We start from the raw sequence: 22,919 nt of genomic DNA on the forward strand, positions 1-22,919 counted from the left end.
GGGACAAACTTCCAGATTTAAGATGAAATATGCCATAACATCTAATGTTTGGTATAATACATTAGGATGACAGACAAGAGGAAGATAAAGAAGGAGCGCAAAATGAACCAAATAATTGAAAACCAGAAGCTAAAGCTAACTGTTTCAGATCATGGAGCTGAGATAAAGTCATTAGTGCGTAAAAGCGATGATAGAGAGATGATGTGGCAGGCGGATGCTGCGTTTTGGGGAAGAACATCGCCAGTGTTGTTTCCAGTGGTAGGCTGCTACTATCAGAAAAAGTCAATTTATGAGGGCAACATATATGAGATGGGCCAGCATGGATTTGCAAGAGATATGGATTTCACATTTGTTGCAAAAGAGGATAACAAGCTTACCTATGAGTTGACCTCAAATGAGGAGACTCACGAGAAGTATCCATTCGATTTCAAGCTTACAATCAGCTATATATTAGAGGATTCTACAGTTAAGGTATGCTGGAAGGTGGAAAATACTGATTATAGAAGAATTCATTTTTCAATTGGAGCTCACCCTGCATTTAACTGCAGCCTGGATACAGATTATTTATTATTCGAAAAGGCTGGCAAGCCTGTAGAGGCAATTACTGCAAATGTTATTGCAAACGATGGCAGCGGATGTCTTTCAGATGGGCAGGATATATACAAACTAGAGGATGGTGTCTTAAAGATGTCTGATGAGGTATTTTCCAAGGATGCCCTTGTAATAGAAGATAAGCAGGCTGATATGGTTACAATACTTGATAGCGATAAGAAGCCATTTGTCAAAGTTACATGCCCAACTCCATTATTTGGTGTTTGGTCACCAGTGGGCAAGCATGCACCATTTGTATGCATCGAGCCATGGTATGGAAGATGTGATAGAGTAGGCTTCAACCAGATGCTTGAGGAGAGAGAGTACGGTAACAGCCTAAATCCAAAGGATGAATTCAATAGTGTTTACGAAATAACAGTTTGCTAATAAACTAATAACAAAGGCGCAAGAAATTCAATATTTCCTGCGCCTTTTCACAATTTTGAACATTTTTTATGATATGCTTTAAAATGTATTATTGTTCACAAAATTAGTATGTAGATTGAGGGAAGCTTATGATAGAAGTCGAAAGCTGGGTAACGCTTAATTTCTTCACATCAATACTTTTAATACTACTATTAATATTTCAGAATAAATCTTCCAGGTTGCAAAAAGGCAAGAACTATTCTGCTATTCTTAAATGCACCCTTATTTTGTTACTTTCAGAGTCCATCGGACGAATTGGAGAACAATACCCCAATAAATATTTATTCCTGGCTCAAATTGGATACTTTTTGATTTTCTTATTAGACCCATTAGATATCTTGTATGCAATCTACTATATGGATGGTTGGATGGATGATGGAAATAAAAGGGCCAGAGTAATCTTTAGAATATCTTTTGAGCTTTTTGCAATTACAAATATTGTATTAGTAGCTATTGCAGCTATATGGAAAAAGAGGTGGTTCTTTTATTTTGAGGATGGTATTTACTACCGCGGAAGCCTGTTTTATCAAAGGGCAATTTTTTTGATGATTTTTATTTGCCTTTTATTGGTATATGCGGTTGTCTTTAGAAATAATTTTGAGAGCGAATATAAGCAGATGATACTATTCTTGCCGGGGCTGTCATTTGTTGGTTCTGTACTACAGGTATTTTTAGCCAATCTTGATACTACCTATGCCGGTATATCTTTAGGATGCCTGATACTGTTTTTCTTCTACCAAAGCAAGGATGTTAATATTGATTATCTTTCAGGCGTGCTTAATAGGCGCGGACTTGATATTAAGCTGCAACAGATGGTAAAGAATTCGATAGCTTTAGGAAAAGATTTTTGCGCAGTAATGATAGATATTGATAATTTCAAAGATATCAATGACAGCTTGGGCCATGCTGCAGGCGATAAGGCTATTAAAGTGGTCGCAGATAATTTGGTGGATATTTTTGGTGCTGACAGTTATATTGGCCGATTTGGTGGAGATGAATTCTGTGTTGTAGTGGAAGACATGACTAAAGCTGAGGTTTCCAAAAAGGTAGAAACCTTCAAGGGTAGCATAACGAAGGCTAAAAGAAGATATAACTGGCCAAAGAATGTGGGTGTAAGCTGTGGTTATGAAGAATACAATCATGGAAGCGGTCTTGATCTTATGGAATTCCAGCAGACCATCGATAGATTGATGTATATAGAAAAGCAAAAACATCATAACAAAAGCTTAAAGTATGACTGAACTTGTGACATGAGTTAAAGTTAGGTATAATTATCGTATATGCAATATTGATGCAAATATGGAGGGGGTGCAGTTTATGATTATTAGTGAGAGAATTTTCATGTTAATGGAAGAAAAAGGGGTTACACAGCTTGAATTGGCTGAACGTACAGGGATTGCTCAAAGCACAATCAGTGATTGGAAAAGAAAAAAGACCAATCCTTCAGCAGACAAGATTATGTCAATCTGTGATGTTTTAGACGTTTCACCATTTGAGGTCTTGCAGGATACTATTCCTTCTAAGGGGGCAGGAGAGATAGATTTTCTTATCGCAAGCGAAGGCACCGCAGAATACGATGTGCTTAAGAAAATGGAGAAGCTTAATAAGAAAACAAAGGAGGAGCTTAAGACTTACGTTAAGAATCTTAAGAACAAAAAATAGTTTGTTATGGAACGTGGTAAAAAGATAATTCAGACAAGTATTATTGGTATCGGCGCTAACGTTTTACTGGCAGGTTTCAAAGCTTTTGTTGGAACGGTAACAGGCTCTATTGCTATCGTACTTGATGCCGTTAACAACTTAAGCGATGCCTTGTCATCCGTAATTACGATAATAGGAACAAAGATTGCTGGCAAGGAGCCAGATAAAAAGCATCCATTAGGTCATGGAAGAGTTGAATATATCAGTGCTGCCATGATAGCAATCATCGTTTCTTATGCAGGTATTACATCATTGGTTGAATCTGTTAAAAAGATTTTTAACCCAGTGACTCCTGAATACAATTTAACCAGCCTTATTATTGTGGCAGTTGCAGTTATCGTAAAGATTATTCTTGGAACCTATGTCAAAAAGGTTGGAACTGAGGTTAATTCAGATTCGTTAGTTGCCTCTGGTGAGGATGCTAAACTTGATTCTATTATTTCAGCATCAACACTTCTTGCTGCTATTATCTTTTTGGTTTCGGGACTTAGTTTAGAGGCATGGCTTGGTGCTATCATTTCCATAGTCATTATCAAATCTGGTTATGAAATGATTACTGATACAATTTCCCATATTTTGGGCGAAAGAATTGAAATGCAGCTAAGCCACGATGTAAAAAGAGTAATAGTGGGCTTTGACGAGGTACTTGGTGCTTACGATTTAAGCCTTCATAATTACGGACCAGAGCGTTATGTTGGCTCGGTTCATATAGAAGTTGATGAAGACATGAATATGTCCCAACTTGACCAACTTCAGCGAGCAATTGCTTTCAAGGTATTGGAAGAAACTGGAGTAGGTCTTGAGGGAATCGGCATTTATTGCAAAAACAAAAAGGATTCCGAAGCAGACAAGCTTAGAAAAGAATTTTCTAAGTTTGCCAAAAAGCATGAGTATGTTAAACAAATCCATGGATTTTATTATGATAATGTAGAACAGATAGTTAGCTTTGATTTAGTTATCAGCTTTGATGCTAAAAATAGAAAGTCGCTATTTAACACAATTGTTGATGAGTTCAAAAAAGAATATCCACAATATACATTCCATATTAACATGGATATTGATTTATCAGATTAAAGTTTTAGGAGGTAGTAATGGACTACAAAGCAAGATACAACGAATGGCTTGAAAAGCTTGAGAGCAATGACCCATTAAAGGCAGAGCTTGAGGCAATTAAAAACGACGAAAAGGATATAGAAGATAGATTTTATCAGGACCTTTCATTTGGTACAGCAGGCTTACGTGGTAAGGTTGGTGCTGGTACTAACCGTATGAATTTCTTTACAGTTGGAAAGGCTACACAGGGTGTTGCTGATTTCATCGTTTCAAAGGGACAGGATGCCATGGATAAGGGTGTTGTAATCGCTCACGATCCAAGACATTTCTCAAAGGAATTCTCACAGCTTGCAGCAGGCATTTTTGCAGCAAATGGAATTAAGGTTTATGTGTTCCCAGATTTAAGACCAACACCTGAGCTTGCATACATGATTAGAAGACTTGGAACAGTTTCAGGTATCAACATCACAGCCAGCCACAATCCAAAGGAATACAACGGCTACAAGGCATACTGGGATGACGGATGCCAGGTTTCATCTGAAATCGCAGATGGTATGACAGATTGCATTAACGCAGTTGATATGTGGAATGGCGTTAAGAAGGCTGATTTTGATGAGTGCGTAAAGGCTGGCAAAATCACAGTTCTTGGTGCAGAATATGACAGAGAATACTTAGATAAGATTGAGTCTCTTGCAATTCACGAAGGAGACGAGCTTGACCTTAGCATTCCTCTTGTTTACACACCACTTAACGGCTGCGGTTCTATCCCATTTAGACAGATGCTTACAGACAGAGGCTTCTCTAACTGGACAATCGTACCTGAGCAGGAGAATCCAGACCCAGATTTTAAGACTGTAGGATATCCTAATCCAGAGGACCCTAAGGCATTCAAGCTTTCTGAGGAATATGGACGCAAGTTTGGTGCAGAGCTTCTTATGGCTACTGACCCAGATTCAGACAGATTTGCTATTGAGATTCGCGATAGCGAGGGTAACTACGTACCTCTTAACGGTAACCAGACAGGCTACCTTCTTGTAAACTATGTACTTGAAGGACACAAGGATGCTGGCACACTTCCTGCTAAGGGTGCAATGGTTAAGTCTATCGTTACATCTACACTTTCTACAATCATGGCAAAGGCTTATGGTGTGGAAATGTTTGAAACTCTTACAGGATTTAAGAACATTTGTGGAAAAATCCCATATCTTCACGAGAATGGTTACACATATCTCTTCGGATATGAGGAGTCAGTTGGATATGCTATCTGCGAAGACATCCGTGACAAGGATGGTATTTCAGCAGGTATGATGGTTGCTGAGGCAGCTGCATATTATCGCAAGCAGGGAAAGACACTTTGGGATGTTCTTCAGGAAATCTACGCTAAGTACGGTTTCTTCGCAGAGGACGAGCCAAACATCATTTTAGAGGGAATTCCTGGGGCACAGCGTATTCAGCGTATGATGAAGTGGTTCAGAGAGAACCTTCCAACAGAGGTTGCTGGCGCAAAGGTTGAAAAGGTTATTGATTACATTAACGGATATGAAGATATCCCAGCACAGAATGCAATCCGCCTATTCTTAGACAACGGCTCATGGTTTGCAATCAGACCTTCAGGAACAGAACCTAAGATTAAGTTCTACTTCTATTCAAACCGTGATTCACGCGAGAACGCACTTGCAACAAACAAAGCTATCAAAGAAGAGATTTTCGCATTAATCAATTCTGTAGAATAAGCAAAAAAATAGCACTTACAGGCATTTGTCTGTAAGTGCTTTTATTTTTAGTAATTTGCGAAGCCTAAGTTAATTAGTCGATTGGTTTCTGCATAGCGCATGGATACTCTATAACCGTCAAACATGGTTCGGTTGGTAGCTCCAAGAACAACAGATATAACTGTTTTGCCTTGTGCCTGGGCTACAGATACTAGACATTGTCCTGCACGATTTGCAGAACCTGTTTTGCCGCCGATTACAGTAGGATTATAGTAGCTGCTAGTTACGTCCATAAGAGAATCGGTGTTTGTCAGGACTCTAGGTGTTGCACAAAGGTTTGTTGCAGGAAGCACTGCGGTCCCCTTATTAAAATACTGGTTAAACAATGGATGAGCTATTGCATTAAGTGTAATGGCATATAGTGAATAAGCATTTGTATACATTTTTTCATCAGGATAACCAGATGGATTTGTGAAATTAGTGTCTACGCAACCTATTGCAGCAGCCTTGGTATTCATCATAGCAACAAAGTTTGGAACAGAGCCTGCAACAAGTTCAGCTAAAACATTGCAAGCCTGACAGTCCGAGCTAACCATCATGGCTGTAAGCAGCTGGTCTACGTTTAAAACTTCTCCCGCAGCAAGTCTTGGCTTAACGTGACTGGCATCTGATGGCAAAGATGCAAGAGCAGTGTTTGAAACCATTACTGGTGTTTCAAGGGATATCTGGCCCGATTCGATAGCTTCAATTACTAAAAGAGCAGTCATTATTTTGGTGGTGCTGGCTGGCTCCAGTTTGTCCAAAGCACCCTGAGTGTATATCAGCTTTCCATTTGAAGCGTTTGCCACCAGCGCTGCCTTTGCGTCAAAGGATGTTAGCTTGTAGGCAGTGGTGTTTGGCGATGTGGACAATGCCTGCTGAGAAATATAATAAGGCGTGCCATTTACATCTACCTGCCAAAATCCATTAGTTGTACGACCAATAACATTAACAGGTGTGTTTGATTTAATGGTAGTAACATAAGTGGCTGGGTCTGCATCCGAAAAAACCTCGGTTCCTACGCAGGATAGCAGTACCCCTGATTCTGGTGTGACAGAATAAGCAGCGGCCTTTGCAGTTGTAGATGATAATAACAGAGCTGATGTGACGGAAAATACCATCATAGAATTAACAAGAATTCGCCGAATAAATATTGATTTCATTAAGAACCCCCTCCCCCTAAATTGATTCACTTAAGATTTTATCAAATAGTAAGTCCAAAAAAAATATAAAAAAATAAAAATTAGGTATTGACAAACAAAATTCAATTGCGTACAATCAAAATATAAAATAGATTGCACACAATTGAATTATAAATTATTAAGTAAATTATCAAGGAGGAATTGAGATGGGATTTTATGATTTAACAGTAGAGAAAACAAATGGCGAGCAGCAGGCTATGAAGGATTATGAAGGCAAGGTAGTCATGGTTGTTAACACAGCTACAGGCTGCGGCTTCACACCTCAGTACAAGGATATCGAAAGCATCTACGAAGCATATCATGACAAGGGTCTTGAGATTGTAGATGTTCCATGTAACCAGTTTGCGGGACAGACACCTGGAACAGATGAGGAGATTCACGAGTTCTGCTCACTTCACTACAATACACAGTTCCCACAGATGAAGAAGGCTGATGTAAACGGTGATACAGCTATTGAACTTTTCAAGTATCTTAAGTCACAGAAGACCTTCGAAGGCTTTGGTAAGGGACCTAAGGCTCTTGCTATGAGCGCAATGCTTAAGAAGATAGACAAAGACTATAAGAACAACTCAGAAATCAAATGGAACTTCACAAAATTCATCGTTGACCGTCAGGGTAACGTGGTTGCCAGATTCGAGCCAACAGCCAGCATGAAGGATGTTGAGGACTGCGTTGCTTCTCTTATTTAATTCATTATATTTTACTCCTATATTTGGGATTAGGCTTATGGCCTAATCCCCTTTTTATTGTAAGAAATAGTGGCAAGTTTTTTCTTTATTAGTTTTTATAATTTAGACATATTGTGTATAATAGGAAATAGTGAAGAATAAAGATGGAGAATAAAAATGGGTTTTGAGATTGTTTTTGACAAGTTAAATAATTATAAAACTAGTTTAAGTAAGGAATGGGTGCTTACAAATGGAATCGGAGGATATGCTGGTTCTTCTATAATCGGAGCACATTCCAGAATGCATCATGGATATCTAATTGCAAGTCTACATCCGCCAGTGGAACGATTTCTTGTATTTTCAAAAACAAATGAAAGATTAGTGTGTGGAAGCCGTATATACGATTTAACTACTGCTCAGCACAAGGGGCCATATACAAGCGAATTTAATCAGGGCAACATGCATTTGAAAAGCTTTAAATACGATGGCAACATCACATACGTATACGAAGCAGGTGGAATGCGACTTACTAAGACAATTTCATTGGTACAGGGAAAGAATCAATGTACTATCGCATATACGTTAGAAAACAATGGTCCAGCAGCAGGTGTGGTTATAACACCTCTTATGAATTATCGTGACCATGGTGAACATATGACAATAGATGATTTGCGCTGGGAGCTTCCAGTGGAAATCTTCAAGGAATACAGAAATGAAGATGCAGGCAATGTAGGCTTTTACTACACACCTGTTAGCAATTCAAAGGTTAGAATATCCCTTATTGCTGCAGGATGTGAAATGGTTAAGCGTAACAATGTTTACGATGAAAACATGGAGCTGCAGTTTGAAATTGATAACGAGGCAGATGGACTTGATTGTCATCTTAAGCCTTATGATTTTGTTATGGAGGTTGCTGAAGGTGGGGTATCTAAGGCATCCTTTGTATGTACAGTAGAGGTTAACGATTCTACTGGAAGAAAAAAGGAAAGCTGGAAGGCATTTCCAGTTGTTGAAAAGGATACAGCATTTATCGAAGTAGAAAAGAACAAGGCCAGAATCTCTAAGCTTATTGAGAAGGCTGGCTTTGATGAGGATGATGATTTTGCTCAACTTCTTACAGTGGCAGCTGACCAGTTTATAGTTGACAGAAAATCAACCGGAAGAAAAACAATCATAGCAGGCTATCCTTGGTTTACAGACTGGGGCAGAGACACCATGATTTCATTTACAGGGCTTTGCCTTGAAACAGGCCGATTTGATGATGCTAAATCAATCCTGTTATCCTTTGCTAAATACATCAAAAACGGTCTTGTCCCAAACATGTTCCCAGATGATGGAAAGGACCCATTATATAACACAGCAGATGCATCACTTTGGTATTTCTATGCTGTCTACAATTACCTTAAATATGTGGATACAGACGAGGCTTGGAAGTTTGTAGAGGATGAAATCTATCCTGGACTTCAGGAGATTATGGGGGCCTACAGAAAGGGCACATTGTTCTCAATAGGTATGGACGATGATGCTTTGATGCGCGCTGGCGGCGGATTAGATCAGGTTACCTGGATGGATGTGCGCATAGGAGATGAGGTTATCACACCTAGACATGGTAAGCCAGTAGAAATCAACGTTTTGTGGTACAACGCACTTATGACCATGGAGGAGATTTCCAGAGGTATTGCAAGACGTACCCATAACAAGCCTGAAAACTATCTGGCTTATGCAGGCGGCTGCAGTCAGTTGGCTATGTGGGTTAAGGAAGCCTTCAATTCAGAGTTTTGGTACGAAGAGGGCGGATATTTATACGATGTAATTGATGATGAATCTAAGGATGCAACACTTAGACCGAACCAGATTTTTGCAGTAAGTCTTCCATTTACAATGCTTGACCCTGAAAAGGAAAAGTCAGTGGTACGTGTAGTGAAGGAAAGACTGTATGTTGGGGTAGGACTTCGTTCCTTAGATGTGGATGATGAACAGTATCACGGTATTTACCAGGGAGCATTGGAAAAACGTGACCATGCATATCACCAGGGAACAGCATGGGGCTTCTTGCTTGGGGCATTTATCGAGGCATATCTTAAAACAGGTGGCCACACAGCTCAGGCTATCGAAGAGGCAAAGGCTATGTTTGCTCCTGTAGAGAAGCATCTGTTTGAAGGATGTATAGGAACCATCTCTGAGATTTTCGACGGAGATGAACCACACACAGCCCGCGGCTGCTACGCCCAGGCCTGGTCCGTAGGCGAAGTACTCCGCGCGTACGCGTTATTACTAAAGTAAGTAATACTAAAAAAAGAAGGCAAAAGATGATAAAGACTAGGTTGCTTAAAATGTTAAAGAGGGGCACTAGATATGTATTGCTAGAGGTAGTCTGGCAGTGGCTTGCTTTAGTTGCCCAAATCATTGTAGTGGGCTGTATAGCCCGCGTCTTTTCTGATGCCTACAATCAAAAAATAGAAGTCAAGCAGCTACTTATATATCTAGGAGTAGCTCTTTTTTCTATATCTTGCAGAATTGTTTTTGACAGATTATATACAGAAGCATCATTTGAAGCCAGTGTAGATGTAAAAAGAGTAATCCGTGAGGAAATCTACGCAAAGCTACTGCGACTTGGTAGCGGATATCGTAAATACGTATCAACAGCTCAGATAACACAGATGATGGGGGAGGGAGTAGAGCAGTTAGAGGTATATTTTGGAAAATATATCAGTCAGTTCGTATATGCGTTACTTGCTCCTATCACATTATTTCTGTTTTTATTTAGATATGACCTGAAGGCTGCAGCGGTTCTACTTGCAGCAGTACCACTTATTCCTATTGTAATTATGGTGGTTATGAAGGTGGCAAGAAAGCTGCTTGATAAATACTTTAAGATTTATTACGGCTTAGGAGATACCTTCCTTGAAAAGCTTCATGGTATGACAACTCTTAAGATATATGAGGCTGACGAACAGGCTTTAGAGGAAATGGACGAGGAATCTGAAAATTTCAGAAAAATCACCATGAAGGTATTATCTATGCAGCTTAACAGCACAATTGTTATGGATATTGTGGCATATGCAGGGGCAGCTGTTGGAATAGCAGTCACTATAAATGAGTTTGCGGCCCGTCAGCTTAATCTTGAAGAAGCCATAATGTTTTTACTATTATCAGCGGAATTTTTCCTTCCAATGAGATTGCTAGGTTCGTATTTTCACATTGGCATGAACGGAATGAAAGCAGCTGATAAGATGTTTGAATTTCTTGATATAAAAGAGACGGGGCAGGGCAAAGAAGTATTAAATGGCAGCTCTTACGATATCGCTATAAAAAACATGTCATTTTCCTACGATAAGAAGCCTGTATTAAATCAGATAAATATGAATATCAACACTGGAAAGCTGATTTCCATTGTTGGTGTTTCCGGTTCTGGCAAATCCACTATTGCAGCAATCCTTAGAAGACAGCTTAAGGGCTACGAGGGTAGCATAGTTATCGGTGGCAAGGAGCTAAAAAATATAAAAGAAGATTCACTGATGTCGGCCATTACAGCTGTATCTCTTAACAGCTACATTTTTCCAGGTACTGTTCGGGAAAACCTGTTACTTGGTAATGGAAAGGCCAGTGATAAGAGACTTAATGGTGCTCTTAAGATTATGAATCTTTTAGAAGAATTGCAGCCAATGGGAGGACTTGACCTTAAGCTACAAGAAGGGGGAAGCAATTTGTCAGGAGGCCAAAGACAGCGTTTGGCACTGGCTAGAGCGTTACTGAAAAACAGTCCCATCTATATTTTTGATGAGGCCACAAGCAATATTGATGTGGAATCAGAAGAAATCATCATGAAGGTAATCAGACAGCTTTCAAAGGATATGGGAAAGACCATCATCCTTATATCACATAGACTTGCAAATGTGGTTATGTCTGATGAAATCTACATGCTTAATGATTGTGAGATAGTTGAACAGGGAAGCCATACTCAGCTTATGGCAAAGAAGGGCTATTATGCCAAAGTGTTTAATGCACAGCAGGCCTTGGAAAACTATGCAGGAGGTGAATCATTATGAAAAATGAAAAATCTTCTGGATTAAAAATAATGGCTCGTTTGATTATATTGGTCAAGCCTCTTACAGCAGTAATGCTTCTTGGAATTTTGCTTGGAACACTGGGGCATTTGTGCGCAATCTTCGTTACTGTAATTGGTGCTGAAGGCATTGCCATTGTGGCCACAAACATTGATAACCCAGTGATTTTGAAGAGTGTAAAGAGATTTTTTGGAGTTCTTGTGGCACTTGGAATTTTGCGAGGATTGCTTCATTACGGCGAGCAATATTGTAATCACTATATAGCTTTTAGAATCCTTGCAATCATTCGTCATAAGGTTTTTGATAAGCTAAGAATCCTTTGCCCAGCTAAGCTAGAAGGTAAAGAAAAAGGTAATCTGATTACCATGATTACCACTGATATCGAGCTTTTGGAGGTGTTTTTTGCACATACTATTTCGCCTATCGCAATTGCAGTTTTGGTATCGGTTTTAATGTCCATTTTCATCGGCATGCAGTATCCTACCGCTGGTATTATTGCAGCCATTGCCTATGTGACTGTTGGAGGAATTATACCTGTTGCAAATGAAGTAGAATCTGCAGAAGCAGGACTAGATTTTAGAAGTTTATTTGGAAAAATGAATAGCTTTATTCTTGGCGCTACATATGGAATAGATGAAACTATTCAGTTTAAGACAGGTAAAGCTACATTAAAACAATTAAATGAAAAGTCAGATGAACTAAAAAGTACAAGGGAAGAACTGGTAGGCTTTGAGAAGAATCAAAAAAGCCTTACTAATCTTTCCATACATGTATTTTCATTAATAATATTAGGTGTGATGGTATACGCCTACAGTAAGCAAAAAGTTGGCTTTGAGCAGGTGATTATTGCAACGGTAGCCATGATGAGTTCCTTCGGACCAGTGGTGGCGCTTGCATCACTTTCTAATAATCTTAATCAGACACTTGCCTGCGGCAAACGCGTGCTTGATTTGTTAGATGAAAAGCCTCAGGTAAAAGAGGTTTATGATGGAATAAATATTGAAATGGTGGCAAATTCCAAGGGGAATGTTGCTTCTGTAAATAACGTGTCATTTTCTTATGATGATGCCCAGGTGCTGAAGGACGTTTCTGTAGATATTAAAAAGGGACAAATCCTTGGAATACATGGACCTAGTGGAAGTGGCAAATCCACATTACTGCGTCTTCTTATGAGATTTTGGAAGATAGATGCAGGTCAGATTCACTATTATGACAAGGTGGATGGACCGATTGAAATAGATTTTATCAACACCGCTTCTCTTAGAGAAAATCAGTCCTTCGTAACTCAGGAAACATGGATGAGCCACGATACAATTGCAAAAAATATTGCAGTGGGTAAGCCTGATGCATCAATGGATGAGATTGTTGAGGCAGCTAAAAAAGCTAGCATTCATGATTTTATCACTGGATTATCACATGGATATGATACTGTAGTTGGCGAGCTTGGATCTACCATATCGGGAGGAGAAAAGCAGAGAATCGGAATCGCCAGAGCCTTTTTACACGGCGGTAATATGATGCTTTTAGATGAGCCTACCAGTTCACTGGATTCTTTGAACGAGGGCATCATACTTAAGTCACTTAAGGAGGAGGCAAAGGATAAAACCGTAGTGCTTGTATCGCACAGAAAATCCACCATGGGAGTGGCGGATTCAGTAATAGATTTTGAGTGATATATATGAAAAGATTTACATTGATTTTACTAACATGCTGTATGGTATTTACACTGTCGGCTTGTGGAAAAAAGAATAAGGTAAGTGACGTGGATGTGGATTTGACCACCATGTCATCTACAATGGTGTACTCGTATGTGTATGATATGTTGTCACATCCTGATAATTATAAGGGAAAGATGGTTAAGATGGATGGAGATAGCAATACCACACACGGCGGCACCCATTCCTGTATTGTGTATGATGCATTAGGATGTTGCACAGAAGGAATCGAATACCTTTTGCCAGAGGGCGAAGACACATACCCAGATGACGGCACCAAAATCACTGTAGTAGGTCGCTTCGCAACCTACACCAAAGGCGAAGGCACATACTTCGTATTGGTAGATTCCGTGCTAGAATAGCTATTATGGGATGAGGCGGTAGGTAACAAATATTTATCTTACTCAAGGAGCAATCCCGCGACGGAGTAAGATAAATGTTTGTTGCCGTAACCTGTACAATAAGGAGAATTCATGGAAGAATCAATTTATGGAAATCATAGGGATGCCATGATAGATGTTATGAATATTATCTTGGGTTCTATAGATGAGCTTAGGGCAAATATGACCGAAGAAAATGGCAACGACCCAGTGGAACACTGCAGAGCTCGAATCAAATCAGAGGAAAGTATGCGAGAAAAATGTAGAAGGCAGAATCTACCTGAAACAACCCAGTCGGCCCTTGAAGTTATTCATGACGCTATTGGTATCAGAGTTGTGTGTGCATTTATCAGCGATGTATACACTGTAAAGGAGCATCTTATCAACATGGATAAGGTGGAGCTGGTAGAAGAAAAGGATTATATCAAGCATGCAAAGCCAAACGGCTACCGCAGTCTTCATCTGATTTTGAAATATGATGATAAGTATTTTGTGGAGATTCAGCTTAGAACAATATCCATGGACACATGGGCTGCCTTGGAGCACCACATTCATTACAAGAAAGAAGTGGGTGAGCAGGATAAGCTGATTATTGCAGAGCTTAAAAGATGCGCAGATGAGCTGGCATCTACCGATATGTCAATGCAGACAATCAGGGAAATGATTAAAAACAATTTATAGAGGTTTATATGAAAATATTACTTGCAGAAGATACTGTAGATTTAAATAAGGTTATTAGTCAGATGCTTGAAATGCAAGGATTTGACGTTGATAGTACATTTGATGGACAGATGGCTTTAGAAAAAGCCCTAAGTAATGGCTATGATGGTATTGTGCTTGATATCATGATGCCTAAGATGTCTGGTCTTCAGGTACTAAAAGAGATTAGAAAAAGAAATATCGTTACTCCAGTTTTGATGCTTACAGCAAAGGCCGAGGTCGATGACAGAGTTGAAGGCTTAGATGCAGGAGCCGATGATTATCTGACCAAGCCATTTGCCATGAAGGAGCTTATGGCAAGAGTGAAGGCACTTACCAGACGAGGCAGCCAGTACGCGGCAAAGGAGCTTTCTTTTGGAGACATCACACTAAAATCAGAAAGCTTGGAGCTTATAGCATCTAACACAGTAAGACTTTCATTAAAGGAATTTTCTTTGATGCAGGCACTGCTTTTGAATCAGGAGCATGCTGTTGATTGCAACTATCTAATAGAGCATGTGTGGAACGATGAGGCAGATGTTTCAGAAGAGACTGTTTGGTTATATGTTAATTTCCTTCGGGGAAAGCTTTCTTACATAGATTCTAATGTTGAAATCAAAGGCGATAAAGGCGGCCCTTATCAGGTGGTTATAAATGAGTGAAAAAGCGATTCAAAGATTAAAAAATAAATTCATACTTACAGCATCAGTATCATTTTTTGTTGTCATGACATTTATTGCAGGGTGCATCTATGTGTTCAACGTACTTATGACCCGCAGCCAGATAAAGGATAACATAATGTATATCGTTGAAAATGATGGCGTTTTGCCTATTCAGTACGACAGCATCGAATCTGGCGATATGAAGGACAACAATCAAACTATTAAAAACAAAAACGATTTTATAACTCAGCTGGAAAAGCTATTTGGTGTTGAAAGCGGATATATTTCCGACGAGTTTTATTATTCCACCAGATATTTTGCGGTAACATTTGATGAAAGTGGTTCTGTGGAAAAGGTCATTACATCCCACACTGCAGCAGTGGAACCATCGCAAGCTGTTACCTACGCAAATACGGTAATGAAACGCTGGTTCAAATTCGGAAGCTATGATGATTACTATTACATGGTTTCTGATAGAGAAGCAGGGGGCAACATAGTTGTTGTACTAGACTGTAGCACCCAGGTCTCAATCAACAGAAGATTGGTTTTGCTGGCATGCATATTGATTGGCTTAGGCATGGTTATATCAACATTTGTTATCAGGACTTGGGCAGGTAGAATTATCGAGCCAGAAATCAAAAATGCTGAGCTACAAAAATCCTTCATTACAAATGCCAGCCACGAGCTGAAGACACCGCTTGCCGTTATCAGAGCAAACACTGAAATGTTAGAGATGATGGGGACGGACAACGAATGGACCAAGTCCACAATGAGACAGGTAGATAGATTGACAGGCCTTATTCAAAACCTGGTGCTTGTTACTCGAGCCAGCGAAAAGGACAGCAAGGAAGAGCGAGTATACACAGATTTTACAGCTATTGTAAAGGATACTGCTAAGACCTTCGAGGCAGTTGCAGCAGCAGACGGTAAGACCATGGATTCATCTATTGCTGAAGGTGTTGGAATGCTTGCTCACGAAGGTGATATTAGACAGATAGCTACACTTCTTATTGATAACGCTATCAAATATTGTGATGATGGTGGAAAAGTAACTATAGGACTTGGAACTGACAAGAAGAAAAAGAACATCTATCTTAGAGTTTCTAATAGTTATGAAAGTGGTGAAGGAAAGGATTACCATCGATTCTTTGACCGTTTTTATCGTGGCGACGAAGCTCACAACATCGACAAAGAAGGCTACGGTGTAGGCCTTTCCATCGCCCAGGGTCTCATGGAGCGCTATCACGGCGACATCAAAGTAAGCTGGCGCGATGGAATCATTACCTTCACCTGCAAGTTCTAGGCAGCCTTTAGGTTTTTGTGCCAGCGAATGATGGCGATGCCGATGATTATCGCATATCCGATAATGCTGAGAGCTTCAGGTACTTCGCCAAGGAAGATGATTCCAAGCATGGCTGCGAAGATTACCTGGGTGTAGTCGAATACGGAAATCTCCTTGGCAGGGGCATATTTGTAGGCAGTTGTGATAGAAAACTGGCCAAGGGATGCAGATACGCCTGCCAGGAATAGGTATAGCCACTGAAGTGGTGTCATAGGAACAAAATTTAAAATTAAAAATGGTAAGGTTACAATACATGAGAAAAGGGAGAATGCAAATACGATAATGGCTGTTTGCACTCCCTTATTTGTTACCTTTCTTACAAATACGTAGGCAGTTCCAGCACCGAATCCACCGAAAAGGCCAATCAGTGCAGGGAATACGGCTGTAAAAGCACCGGTTGGGCGGATGATAAATAGTGCGCCTATAAAGGCGATTATTGTTGTAATTATATCAAATTTGTTTGGAACTTCTTTTAGGATGAAGATTGAGAGAATGATTGCAAAAAATGGTGATAGCTTGTTAAGCATATTCGCATCAGCAATACCTAGTCTGTCAATGGCATAGAAGTTTGCAATCAGTCCAGAGGTACCAAAAGCGCAACGAAGGAATACATCAAGTCTGTTTCCTTTTCCAATATGTATGCCCTTGCCACTTTTGATAATGGCAGAGCTGGCAACTATAAGTGCAACAAAATTTCTAAAGAATGCTTTTTGCATAGTAGGCAAGTCTCCAGAAATTCTAACGAAAAATGTCATAAGTGAAAATCCAAATGCTGCAAGTAAAATAAAGGTGATTCCTTTTAGTTTATTTTTAGAGTTCATAGTGAGAATCCTTCCTAGTGTTTGAGTTGTTTCTTTTTTATTCATAAATATTATGAATATCTTCTAGAAAATGTCAACTTTTTGTAGATTTAATAGTTGGGGTACATTAAAATGATTTTGTCGATTAAAGGAGGATGATGTAATGAAGGTTTTAAATCCATTAATTAACATGGATATGCCAGATATCGATGTAATAAAGGCAAATGGTTTTTATTATATGGTTAGCACTACCATGTTTTTTACACCTGGAGCGCCAATACTTCGCTCTAATGATTTGAAGAATTGGGAGATTGTTTCCTATATTTTTGACAAAATAGAGGATAACGATATCTATCAATTAAAGAACGGAAAAAATGCTTATGGAGCCTGCCAGTGGGCTACATCTTTAGCATACAGAAATGGTCTTTTTTATGCGACTTTTGTCTGCAACGATATGAAAAAGACTTACATATATTATACAGATGATATTGAAAAATCCTTCTGGCAGCGTGTGGAACTTGAGGGCATATATCACGATATGAGCTTCCTGTTTTGGGAGGATAGAGCTTATCTTGTATATGGCAATGGAGATATACATATCACTGAGCTTCAGGATGATTTAAAGGGTATTAAGGAAGGCGGATTAAACAAGCTGCTTTTTTCCACTCCAAAGGATGGCATCATGCTTCGCTGCGAGGGCTGTCGAGCTTATGTGAAGGATGGCTACATGTATTTTTGTTTCATCGAATGGCCTAAGGAAGGTGAAGGCAATAGCAGAAGACGAGAGGTTTGCTATCGCGGAAAGTCTTTAGATGGTCCGTTTGAACGTAAGGTGATTTTTGATGATGATATGGGATATCGTAATTGCGGTATAGCTCAGGGCGTGTTGATTGATGCTGGGGACAAATGGTATAGCATGCTGTTCCAGGATCATGGGGCAGTAGGAAGAATTCCATATCTGCTTCCTATGGATTGGCAGGAGGATTGGCCAGTAATCGAAGCGCCAGTAGAGTTTGAGATAGATATGACAGAGGTGAAGACAGCACCTATTGTTATCAGTGATAGCTTTAATCACAGTGAAAATAAACTACCATTGCAGTTTCAGTGGAATCACAATCCTATAGATGATGCATGGTCATTTACAGAGCGCCCAGGATATTTGCGCCTTAAGAATGCTCAGGTTTGTGATGGATTGATGACTGCAAGAAACACACTTACCGAAAAAACAATCACACCTAAATCCGTATATACGGTAGAAGGTGATTTCTCAAATATGATTGACGGAGATTATGCCGGTATTGCAGCATTCATGGGAGAGTACGGTCAGATAGGTATTACAAAGGAAAATGGGCAGCTTATTTTGTTTAAGGCCTTCAAGAATGGAATAAAGGAGCGCATACCAGTTTCAGATATAGCAGGCTTTAATGAAGAAAGTGTTACTTTGCGAATCGTGTTTGATTTTGAAAATGAGGATAAGGCATATTTTTATTATTCTGTAGATGGTGAAAGCTTTGTAGAAGTAGGTGAGCCTTTGCAGATGCATTATACCTTGGATTTGTTTGTAGGATATCGAATCGGTATTTTTTCTTATGCTACAAAGAATATTGGTGGTATGGCTGATTTTAGAAACCTTGTGGTTTCCTAGGAAGGGGTCACAGATTTTTTACAGATAGAAAATGTTATAAGTAGTATGATATCTATAGTATGTCTACATAAGATAAAAAAGGAGGAGAAATATGAATTACGAAATTAGTGGTGATAGCTTACCAGTACTTAAATGCAAGCTTGCTGCGGGAGAATCTGTTCAATGTGAAGCAGGTGCTATGTCCTGGATGGATGAAGGCATTGAAATGCAAACAGAAGCCGGCGGCTTAGGCAAGATGTTTGGCAGATTGCTTACTGGCGAAAACATGTTTTTAAATACTTATGTTGCAAATCGTGCAGGTGAAATTGCATTTGCATCAAAGTTCCCAGGCTCAATCAGAGCTATCGAAATCACACCAGGAAATGGAATCATTGTTCAGAAGGGTTCTTATCTTGTAACTATTGGGGATGTTAAATCTGAAGTTTTCATTCAGCAGAAAATTGGCAGCGGCCTTTTCGGTGGTGAAGGCTTCCTTATGAGAAAATTCACAGGAACAGGAATCGTATTCCTTGAGATTGATGGTTCAGCTCATGAGTATGAATTGGCAGCTGGTGAAGTAAAGATTGTTGATTCTGGAAACCTTGCTGCAATGTCAGAAAACTGCAAAATGGAAATCCGCACAATCAAGGGCGTAAAGAACATGCTCTTTGGCGGCGAGGGATTATTCAACACAGTCGTTACTGGCCCAGGTAAGGTAGTGCTCCAGAGTATGCCTATCTCATCTACAGCACTCAAGCTTTACGATTACATGCCACATCCTTCATCATCTAATTAATTAGAATTAACGAAGTGCAAGGGAGATTTTAATTGGAGAAGATAATAGCTGCTTGTGGAAATGATTGCATGGCCTGCCCAAGGTACGTGGCGCACCCATGTGAAAAGACTGATGAACAGTTGCGCCATACGGCAGAGCTGTGGATGAAGATTGGGTATCGGGACCATATTGTGACTAATGAAGAGATTTCCTGCACGGGCTGCAAGCCTGAAAACTGGTGCAGATATCAGGTGGTGAAATGCTGCCAGGACAGAGGCATCAAAACATGTGCCGACTGTCAGGAATATCCCTGCGACAACATGAAGGAATGCTTTCAGGTTACCAAATCTTTTGAGCCTAAGTGTAGAGAGGTTTGTAGTGAGGAGGAATATCTGCAGTTGAAGAGGGCGTTTTTTGAGAAGGAAGAGAATTTGGGGAGATTACTTAGGAGATATGGCTTATTACGTGAAAATCGTGAGAATATGAATTTGTGATGTAATGACTTCAGGCAGTGTGGCGTAACTTGGCAACGTATTTGAAATATGGTGAAATACACTTTAATTAACAAAAGTAAACTAAAATAAGTAATAGAAAATCAGTCCAATCTCAGCGAAATATTACGGTAAGAAGTCACTATTCATAGCATATTGCCGTAGCATCACAAATCCCAAAGCCACAAAGCCCATTCTGGAGAAGAGAAATAGGCAGTGCTAGAGCGAAAAGTGAATCCAGCACTGCTTGGGAGTGGAAAAAATATCACTTTTGAATTGTGTATTCCTTGCTGGATGTGGATTCTGTATAATTGAAGGCAGTAAGATTAACAACTTCAAAGTTCTCGACCTAATTGAATATTGAACATTAAATCCAGGTGTTTAACTGCACCTGGAAATTTTTTTGAAAAAATTTAGATGTAACCATTGACATTACATCAAAACAGTGCTATATTAACACCATCAGATGAAACCGCCACGGTTACATCGCTGAACATTTTTATATTCGAGGATGAAGATTAAAAATGCAGATATCAAGCAGATTTACGGTTGCACTTCATATTTTTACATGTGTGGATACATTTAAAGATGAACACAAGGTAACGAGCGATTTTCTTGCAGCCAGTATAAATACGAATCCTGTCATCATTAGAAAGATACTTACTCAGCTTAAAAACGCAGGGCTAATAAATGTTATCAGAGGAACAGGCGGAATAGAGCTTACAAGAGATCTTAAAGATATAACTTTTTATGATGTGTATCAGGCAATAGAGCCTTTGGAGGATGGAAATCTATTCAGATTTCATGAATCACCAAATCCAGAGTGCCCTGTTGGTAGGAATATCCATTCACTTTTGGATGATAAGTTGAAAAACATACAGGAAGCGATGGAATCAGAGATGAAAAAATACACTCTTAATGATTTAAGATCCGGAATGCAGGAACTGTTGGCAAAAGAAGCTTAACAATGAGACTCTGAGGTGTTTACTTCAGAGTCTTTTTTTAGAAGGATGTGGAATATGGAAACTAAGGCTAAAAAATCAACACAGGAAGAACGTCTTGATTATCTTGTAGAAGAGTTCAAGGCAGATTCTGCTGAATATAAGGAATTACAGACTCCAAATAGTACGGAAGATAAAAGACGAATCTTAAGGTCGCTTATGAACATCCGTATGCCAAAAGAATTATCTTCTGAGGTCATGAAAGTACAGGATGAATATCTGACAGAAAGAGCGGCTGAAAAGGGTGTGGTGAATCTGTCAGACATCCCGGTTATCAGGGATGGACTTTCTATCTGGCAAGGAGATATCACAAGACTTTCGGTGGATGCTATTGTTAATGCCGCTAATTCGCAGATGCTTGGTTGTTTTGTTCCGATGCATACTTGCATAGATAACTGTATCCATACTTTTGCAGGAGTGCAATTAAGAGCTGAGTGCAACAGGCAGATGAATGAACTTCGAATCAGATACGGAAGAGATTATGAGCAGCCGACAGCCGTTCCAATGCTCACTGATGCGTATAATCTTCCTGCAAAGAAAGTTATTCATATAGTAGGACCAATTGTCCAGTACAAACTTACTCCTGAATTGGAAAAGGACTTGGAGAACTGCTATAGAAACACTTTGGATATGTGTGCTGAAAATAGCTTGAAGAGCGTTGCTTTTTGCTGTATTTCAACAGGAGTATTTCGTTTTCCTAACAAAAAAGCAGCTGAGATTGCCGTTAAGACTGTGTCAGAATGGCTTCGTGAAAATCCTGGTAAGGTAGAAAGAGTGATATTCAATGTTTTCAAAGATGAGGATAAGGCCATTTATGAAAAACTTATATGATGATATGCCTAATGGTTATCAGGAAACTATAGAGAAAGGGCGCTGCATGTCCGGTGGACATGCGTTTAGCGCGGACCGGAACGGAGTGTAGACATGAATGCTGTGAGATACTTTAGAAGCATGTCCTATGGTAAGGGTAACAAAGAAGAACTGATAAGCAGACTTAAAACAGAAATCAAGGAAGCAGATGCCATTGTTATAGGTGCGGGTGCAGGATTATCAACATCAGCAGGGTTTACTTACAGTGGCGAACGTTTTGAAAAATACTTCTATGACTTTGCCAAAAGATTTGGAATAAGAGATATGTATTCAGGTGGATTCTATCCGTTTCCAAGTGAAGAAATCCGCTGGGCTTGGTGGGCAAGAAATATTTATATCAACCGCTATATGAAAGCCCCAAAGCCTGTATATGAAATGTTGTTGGAGTTGGTTAAAGAAAAAGATTATTTTGTAATCACAACGAATGTTGATCATCAGTTCCAGAAGGCAGGATTTGATAAAAAGAGACTGTTTTATACGCAGGGTGATTATGGTTTGTTTCAGAGCGTGAATCCTGCTATTCAGAAAACCTTTGATAATGAAGAGTGGGTAATGAAAGCTATGGAAGCACAAGGGTTCGAAAAAGATGATCAGGGAGTATTTCAGGTACCGGTTGATGGTAAGTTATTGATGGAAATTCCTTCTGAGCTGATTCCAAAGTGCCCTGATGATGGCTCTGATATGACTATGAATTTGAGAGCGGATGATTCTTTTGTTGAAGATGAAGGATGGCATAGGGCATCTGCAGCATATTCTGATTTTATTCGTAGACATGAGAATCTTCATGTTCTTTATCTTGAATTGGGAGTAGGAGCTAATACGCCCGTAATAATAAAGTATCCGTTCTGGCAGATGACGCTGGCAAATGAAAAAGCGGTATATGCCTGCTTAAATTATGGTGAATCATTCTGCCCAGAGGAAATTGCCGATAGAAGTATATGTATTGATGGTGATATTGCAACCATATTACAAGAGTCATGAAGCTCAGACCAGTACACTTGTACTGGTCTCAGACTGTAGACAAAGAGGATGCTGCAAAACACCGTTTTGCAGCATCCTTTTCTTTTTTCTAAGATTAATTTTTGGTTTTTAGTTCAAAAG

General features: G+C 39.5%; 21 protein-coding genes. 19 read left to right on the forward strand and 2 right to left on the reverse strand.

The annotated features are described in order from the left end of the window. Positions 1-102 precede the first annotated feature (102 nt). The 5 genes from G611_RS0108520 to G611_RS0108540 all read left to right on the forward strand — a co-directional run bounded on the left by G611_RS0108520 (position 103) and on the right by G611_RS0108540 (position 5,504). Complete coding sequence (locus G611_RS0108520; protein WP_036948770.1) at positions 103-978, forward strand: aldose 1-epimerase family protein; 876 nt, start codon at positions 103-105, stop codon at positions 976-978. Between the two features lie 128 nt (positions 979-1,106). After that, complete coding sequence (locus G611_RS0108525) at positions 1,107-2,258, forward strand: GGDEF domain-containing protein (RefSeq protein WP_081657016.1); 1,152 nt, start codon at positions 1,107-1,109, stop codon at positions 2,256-2,258. A 76-nt stretch (positions 2,259-2,334) separates the two neighbouring features. Then, positions 2,335-2,679 (forward strand): helix-turn-helix domain-containing protein, encoded by a 345-nt coding sequence (locus G611_RS0108530; protein WP_028243265.1) that lies wholly within the window; start codon positions 2,335-2,337, stop codon positions 2,677-2,679. Positions 2,680-2,685: 6 nt separating this feature from the next. Beyond that, positions 2,686-3,792, forward strand: a complete 1,107-nt coding sequence (locus G611_RS0108535; RefSeq protein WP_028243266.1) for a cation diffusion facilitator family transporter — start codon at positions 2,686-2,688, stop codon at positions 3,790-3,792. Between the two features lie 17 nt (positions 3,793-3,809). Beyond that, positions 3,810-5,504, forward strand: coding sequence for a phospho-sugar mutase (locus G611_RS0108540; protein ID WP_028243267.1), 1,695 nt, complete (start codon positions 3,810-3,812; stop codon positions 5,502-5,504). A gap of 47 nt (positions 5,505-5,551) precedes the next feature. Here G611_RS0108540 and G611_RS14425 read toward each other — a convergent pair whose 3' ends face one another. Next, a complete protein-coding gene (locus tag G611_RS14425) occupies positions 5,552-6,685 on the reverse strand; it encodes a D-alanyl-D-alanine carboxypeptidase family protein (RefSeq protein ID WP_051195177.1) in 1,134 nt (377 codons plus the stop codon). 185 nt (positions 6,686-6,870) lie between these two features. Between G611_RS14425 and G611_RS0108550 the strand changes: the two genes are divergently transcribed. From G611_RS0108550 to G611_RS14435, 8 genes are all read left to right on the forward strand, one after another. Beyond that, positions 6,871-7,413: a glutathione peroxidase gene (locus tag G611_RS0108550; protein WP_028243268.1), complete on the forward strand. Its 543-nt coding sequence runs from the start codon at positions 6,871-6,873 to the stop codon at positions 7,411-7,413. A 156-nt stretch (positions 7,414-7,569) separates the two neighbouring features. Continuing rightward, entirely contained in the window at positions 7,570-9,675 is a 2,106-nt protein-coding gene (locus tag G611_RS0108555; RefSeq protein ID WP_036948773.1) for an amylo-alpha-1,6-glucosidase, read from the forward strand. A gap of 26 nt (positions 9,676-9,701) precedes the next feature. Then, positions 9,702-11,441 (forward strand): ABC transporter ATP-binding protein/permease, encoded by a 1,740-nt coding sequence (locus G611_RS0108560; protein WP_028243270.1) that lies wholly within the window; start codon positions 9,702-9,704, stop codon positions 11,439-11,441. Further along, entirely contained in the window at positions 11,438-13,132 is a 1,695-nt protein-coding gene (locus tag G611_RS0108565) for an amino acid ABC transporter ATP-binding/permease protein (RefSeq protein ID WP_196801555.1), read from the forward strand. The genes G611_RS0108560 and G611_RS0108565 overlap by 4 nt, the downstream gene beginning before the upstream one ends. A gap of 5 nt (positions 13,133-13,137) precedes the next feature. Beyond that, on the forward strand, positions 13,138-13,536 hold the full coding sequence (locus G611_RS14430; RefSeq protein ID WP_051195178.1) for a lipoprotein: 399 nt from the start codon (positions 13,138-13,140) through the stop codon (positions 13,534-13,536). Positions 13,537-13,647: 111 nt separating this feature from the next. Continuing rightward, positions 13,648-14,235 carry a GTP pyrophosphokinase gene (locus G611_RS0108575; protein ID WP_028243272.1) on the forward strand — a complete coding sequence of 196 codons (588 nt, stop codon included), beginning with the start codon at positions 13,648-13,650 and terminating at the stop codon, positions 14,233-14,235. A gap of 8 nt (positions 14,236-14,243) precedes the next feature. Then, positions 14,244-14,915, forward strand: coding sequence for a response regulator transcription factor (locus G611_RS0108580; RefSeq protein WP_028243273.1), 672 nt, complete (start codon positions 14,244-14,246; stop codon positions 14,913-14,915). Further along, complete coding sequence (locus G611_RS14435; RefSeq protein ID WP_051195179.1) at positions 14,908-16,218, forward strand: sensor histidine kinase; 1,311 nt, start codon at positions 14,908-14,910, stop codon at positions 16,216-16,218. The genes G611_RS0108580 and G611_RS14435 overlap by 8 nt, the downstream gene beginning before the upstream one ends. On the opposite strand, the gene G611_RS0108590 is transcribed toward G611_RS14435, so the two are convergent. Next, complete coding sequence (locus G611_RS0108590; protein ID WP_028243274.1) at positions 16,215-17,078, reverse strand: DMT family transporter; 864 nt, start codon at positions 17,076-17,078, stop codon at positions 16,215-16,217. The two genes, G611_RS14435 and G611_RS0108590, sit on opposite strands and share 4 nt — an antisense overlap. Positions 17,079-17,220: 142 nt before the next feature. On the opposite strand from G611_RS0108590, the gene G611_RS0108595 reads away from it, so the two are divergent. From G611_RS0108595 to G611_RS0108625, 6 genes are all read left to right on the forward strand, one after another. Continuing rightward, entirely contained in the window at positions 17,221-18,702 is a 1,482-nt protein-coding gene (locus G611_RS0108595; RefSeq protein ID WP_028243275.1) for a glycoside hydrolase 43 family protein, read from the forward strand. A gap of 91 nt (positions 18,703-18,793) precedes the next feature. Continuing rightward, complete coding sequence (locus tag G611_RS0108600; RefSeq protein ID WP_028243276.1) at positions 18,794-19,477, forward strand: TIGR00266 family protein; 684 nt, start codon at positions 18,794-18,796, stop codon at positions 19,475-19,477. Between the two features lie 32 nt (positions 19,478-19,509). Further along, on the forward strand, positions 19,510-19,950 hold the full coding sequence (locus G611_RS0108605) for a DUF3795 domain-containing protein (protein ID WP_028243277.1): 441 nt from the start codon (positions 19,510-19,512) through the stop codon (positions 19,948-19,950). Between the two features lie 521 nt (positions 19,951-20,471). Beyond that, positions 20,472-20,912, forward strand: a complete 441-nt coding sequence (locus tag G611_RS0108610) for an Rrf2 family transcriptional regulator (protein WP_027204087.1) — start codon at positions 20,472-20,474, stop codon at positions 20,910-20,912. A gap of 54 nt (positions 20,913-20,966) precedes the next feature. After that, entirely contained in the window at positions 20,967-21,779 is an 813-nt protein-coding gene (locus tag G611_RS0108615; RefSeq protein ID WP_028243278.1) for a protein-ADP-ribose hydrolase, read from the forward strand. Between the two features lie 93 nt (positions 21,780-21,872). After that, positions 21,873-22,799 carry an SIR2 family NAD-dependent protein deacylase gene (locus G611_RS0108625; protein WP_028243279.1) on the forward strand — a complete coding sequence of 309 codons (927 nt, stop codon included), beginning with the start codon at positions 21,873-21,875 and terminating at the stop codon, positions 22,797-22,799. Positions 22,800-22,919: the final 120 nt, after the last annotated feature.

The sequence above is a fragment of the Pseudobutyrivibrio ruminis AD2017 genome (assembly GCF_000424305.1).
Lineage (GTDB): Bacteria > Bacillota > Clostridia > Lachnospirales > Lachnospiraceae > Pseudobutyrivibrio > Pseudobutyrivibrio ruminis_B.

Bases quoted from the DNA above. Each gene is read 5' to 3' on its own strand.
- G611_RS0108575 (WP_028243272.1), top strand. From the start codon at position 13,648: ATGGAAGAATCAATTTATGGAAATCATAGGGATGCCATGATAGATGTT.
- G611_RS0108580 (WP_028243273.1), top strand. From the start codon at position 14,244: ATGAAAATATTACTTGCAGAAGATACTGTAGATTTAAATAAGGTTATT.
- G611_RS14430 (WP_051195178.1), top strand. From the start codon at position 13,138: ATGAAAAGATTTACATTGATTTTACTAACATGCTGTATGGTATTTACA.
- G611_RS0108625 (WP_028243279.1), top strand. From the start codon at position 21,873: ATGAATGCTGTGAGATACTTTAGAAGCATGTCCTATGGTAAGGGTAAC.
- G611_RS14425 (WP_051195177.1), bottom strand. From the start codon at position 6,685: ATGAAATCAATATTTATTCGGCGAATTCTTGTTAATTCTATGATGGTA.
- G611_RS0108590 (WP_028243274.1), bottom strand. From the start codon at position 17,078: ATGAACTCTAAAAATAAACTAAAAGGAATCACCTTTATTTTACTTGCA.
- G611_RS0108565 (WP_196801555.1), top strand. From the start codon at position 11,438: ATGAAAAATGAAAAATCTTCTGGATTAAAAATAATGGCTCGTTTGATT.
- G611_RS0108530 (WP_028243265.1), top strand. From the start codon at position 2,335: ATGATTATTAGTGAGAGAATTTTCATGTTAATGGAAGAAAAAGGGGTT.
- G611_RS0108600 (WP_028243276.1), top strand. From the start codon at position 18,794: ATGAATTACGAAATTAGTGGTGATAGCTTACCAGTACTTAAATGCAAG.
- G611_RS0108520 (WP_036948770.1), top strand. From the start codon at position 103: ATGAACCAAATAATTGAAAACCAGAAGCTAAAGCTAACTGTTTCAGAT.
- G611_RS0108525 (WP_081657016.1), top strand. From the start codon at position 1,107: ATGATAGAAGTCGAAAGCTGGGTAACGCTTAATTTCTTCACATCAATA.
- G611_RS0108595 (WP_028243275.1), top strand. From the start codon at position 17,221: ATGAAGGTTTTAAATCCATTAATTAACATGGATATGCCAGATATCGAT.
- G611_RS0108535 (WP_028243266.1), top strand. From the start codon at position 2,686: ATGGAACGTGGTAAAAAGATAATTCAGACAAGTATTATTGGTATCGGC.
- G611_RS0108555 (WP_036948773.1), top strand. From the start codon at position 7,570: ATGGGTTTTGAGATTGTTTTTGACAAGTTAAATAATTATAAAACTAGT.
- G611_RS0108610 (WP_027204087.1), top strand. From the start codon at position 20,472: ATGCAGATATCAAGCAGATTTACGGTTGCACTTCATATTTTTACATGT.
- G611_RS0108550 (WP_028243268.1), top strand. From the start codon at position 6,871: ATGGGATTTTATGATTTAACAGTAGAGAAAACAAATGGCGAGCAGCAG.
- G611_RS14435 (WP_051195179.1), top strand. From the start codon at position 14,908: ATGAGTGAAAAAGCGATTCAAAGATTAAAAAATAAATTCATACTTACA.
- G611_RS0108560 (WP_028243270.1), top strand. From the start codon at position 9,702: ATGATAAAGACTAGGTTGCTTAAAATGTTAAAGAGGGGCACTAGATAT.
- G611_RS0108615 (WP_028243278.1), top strand. From the start codon at position 20,967: ATGGAAACTAAGGCTAAAAAATCAACACAGGAAGAACGTCTTGATTAT.
- G611_RS0108540 (WP_028243267.1), top strand. From the start codon at position 3,810: ATGGACTACAAAGCAAGATACAACGAATGGCTTGAAAAGCTTGAGAGC.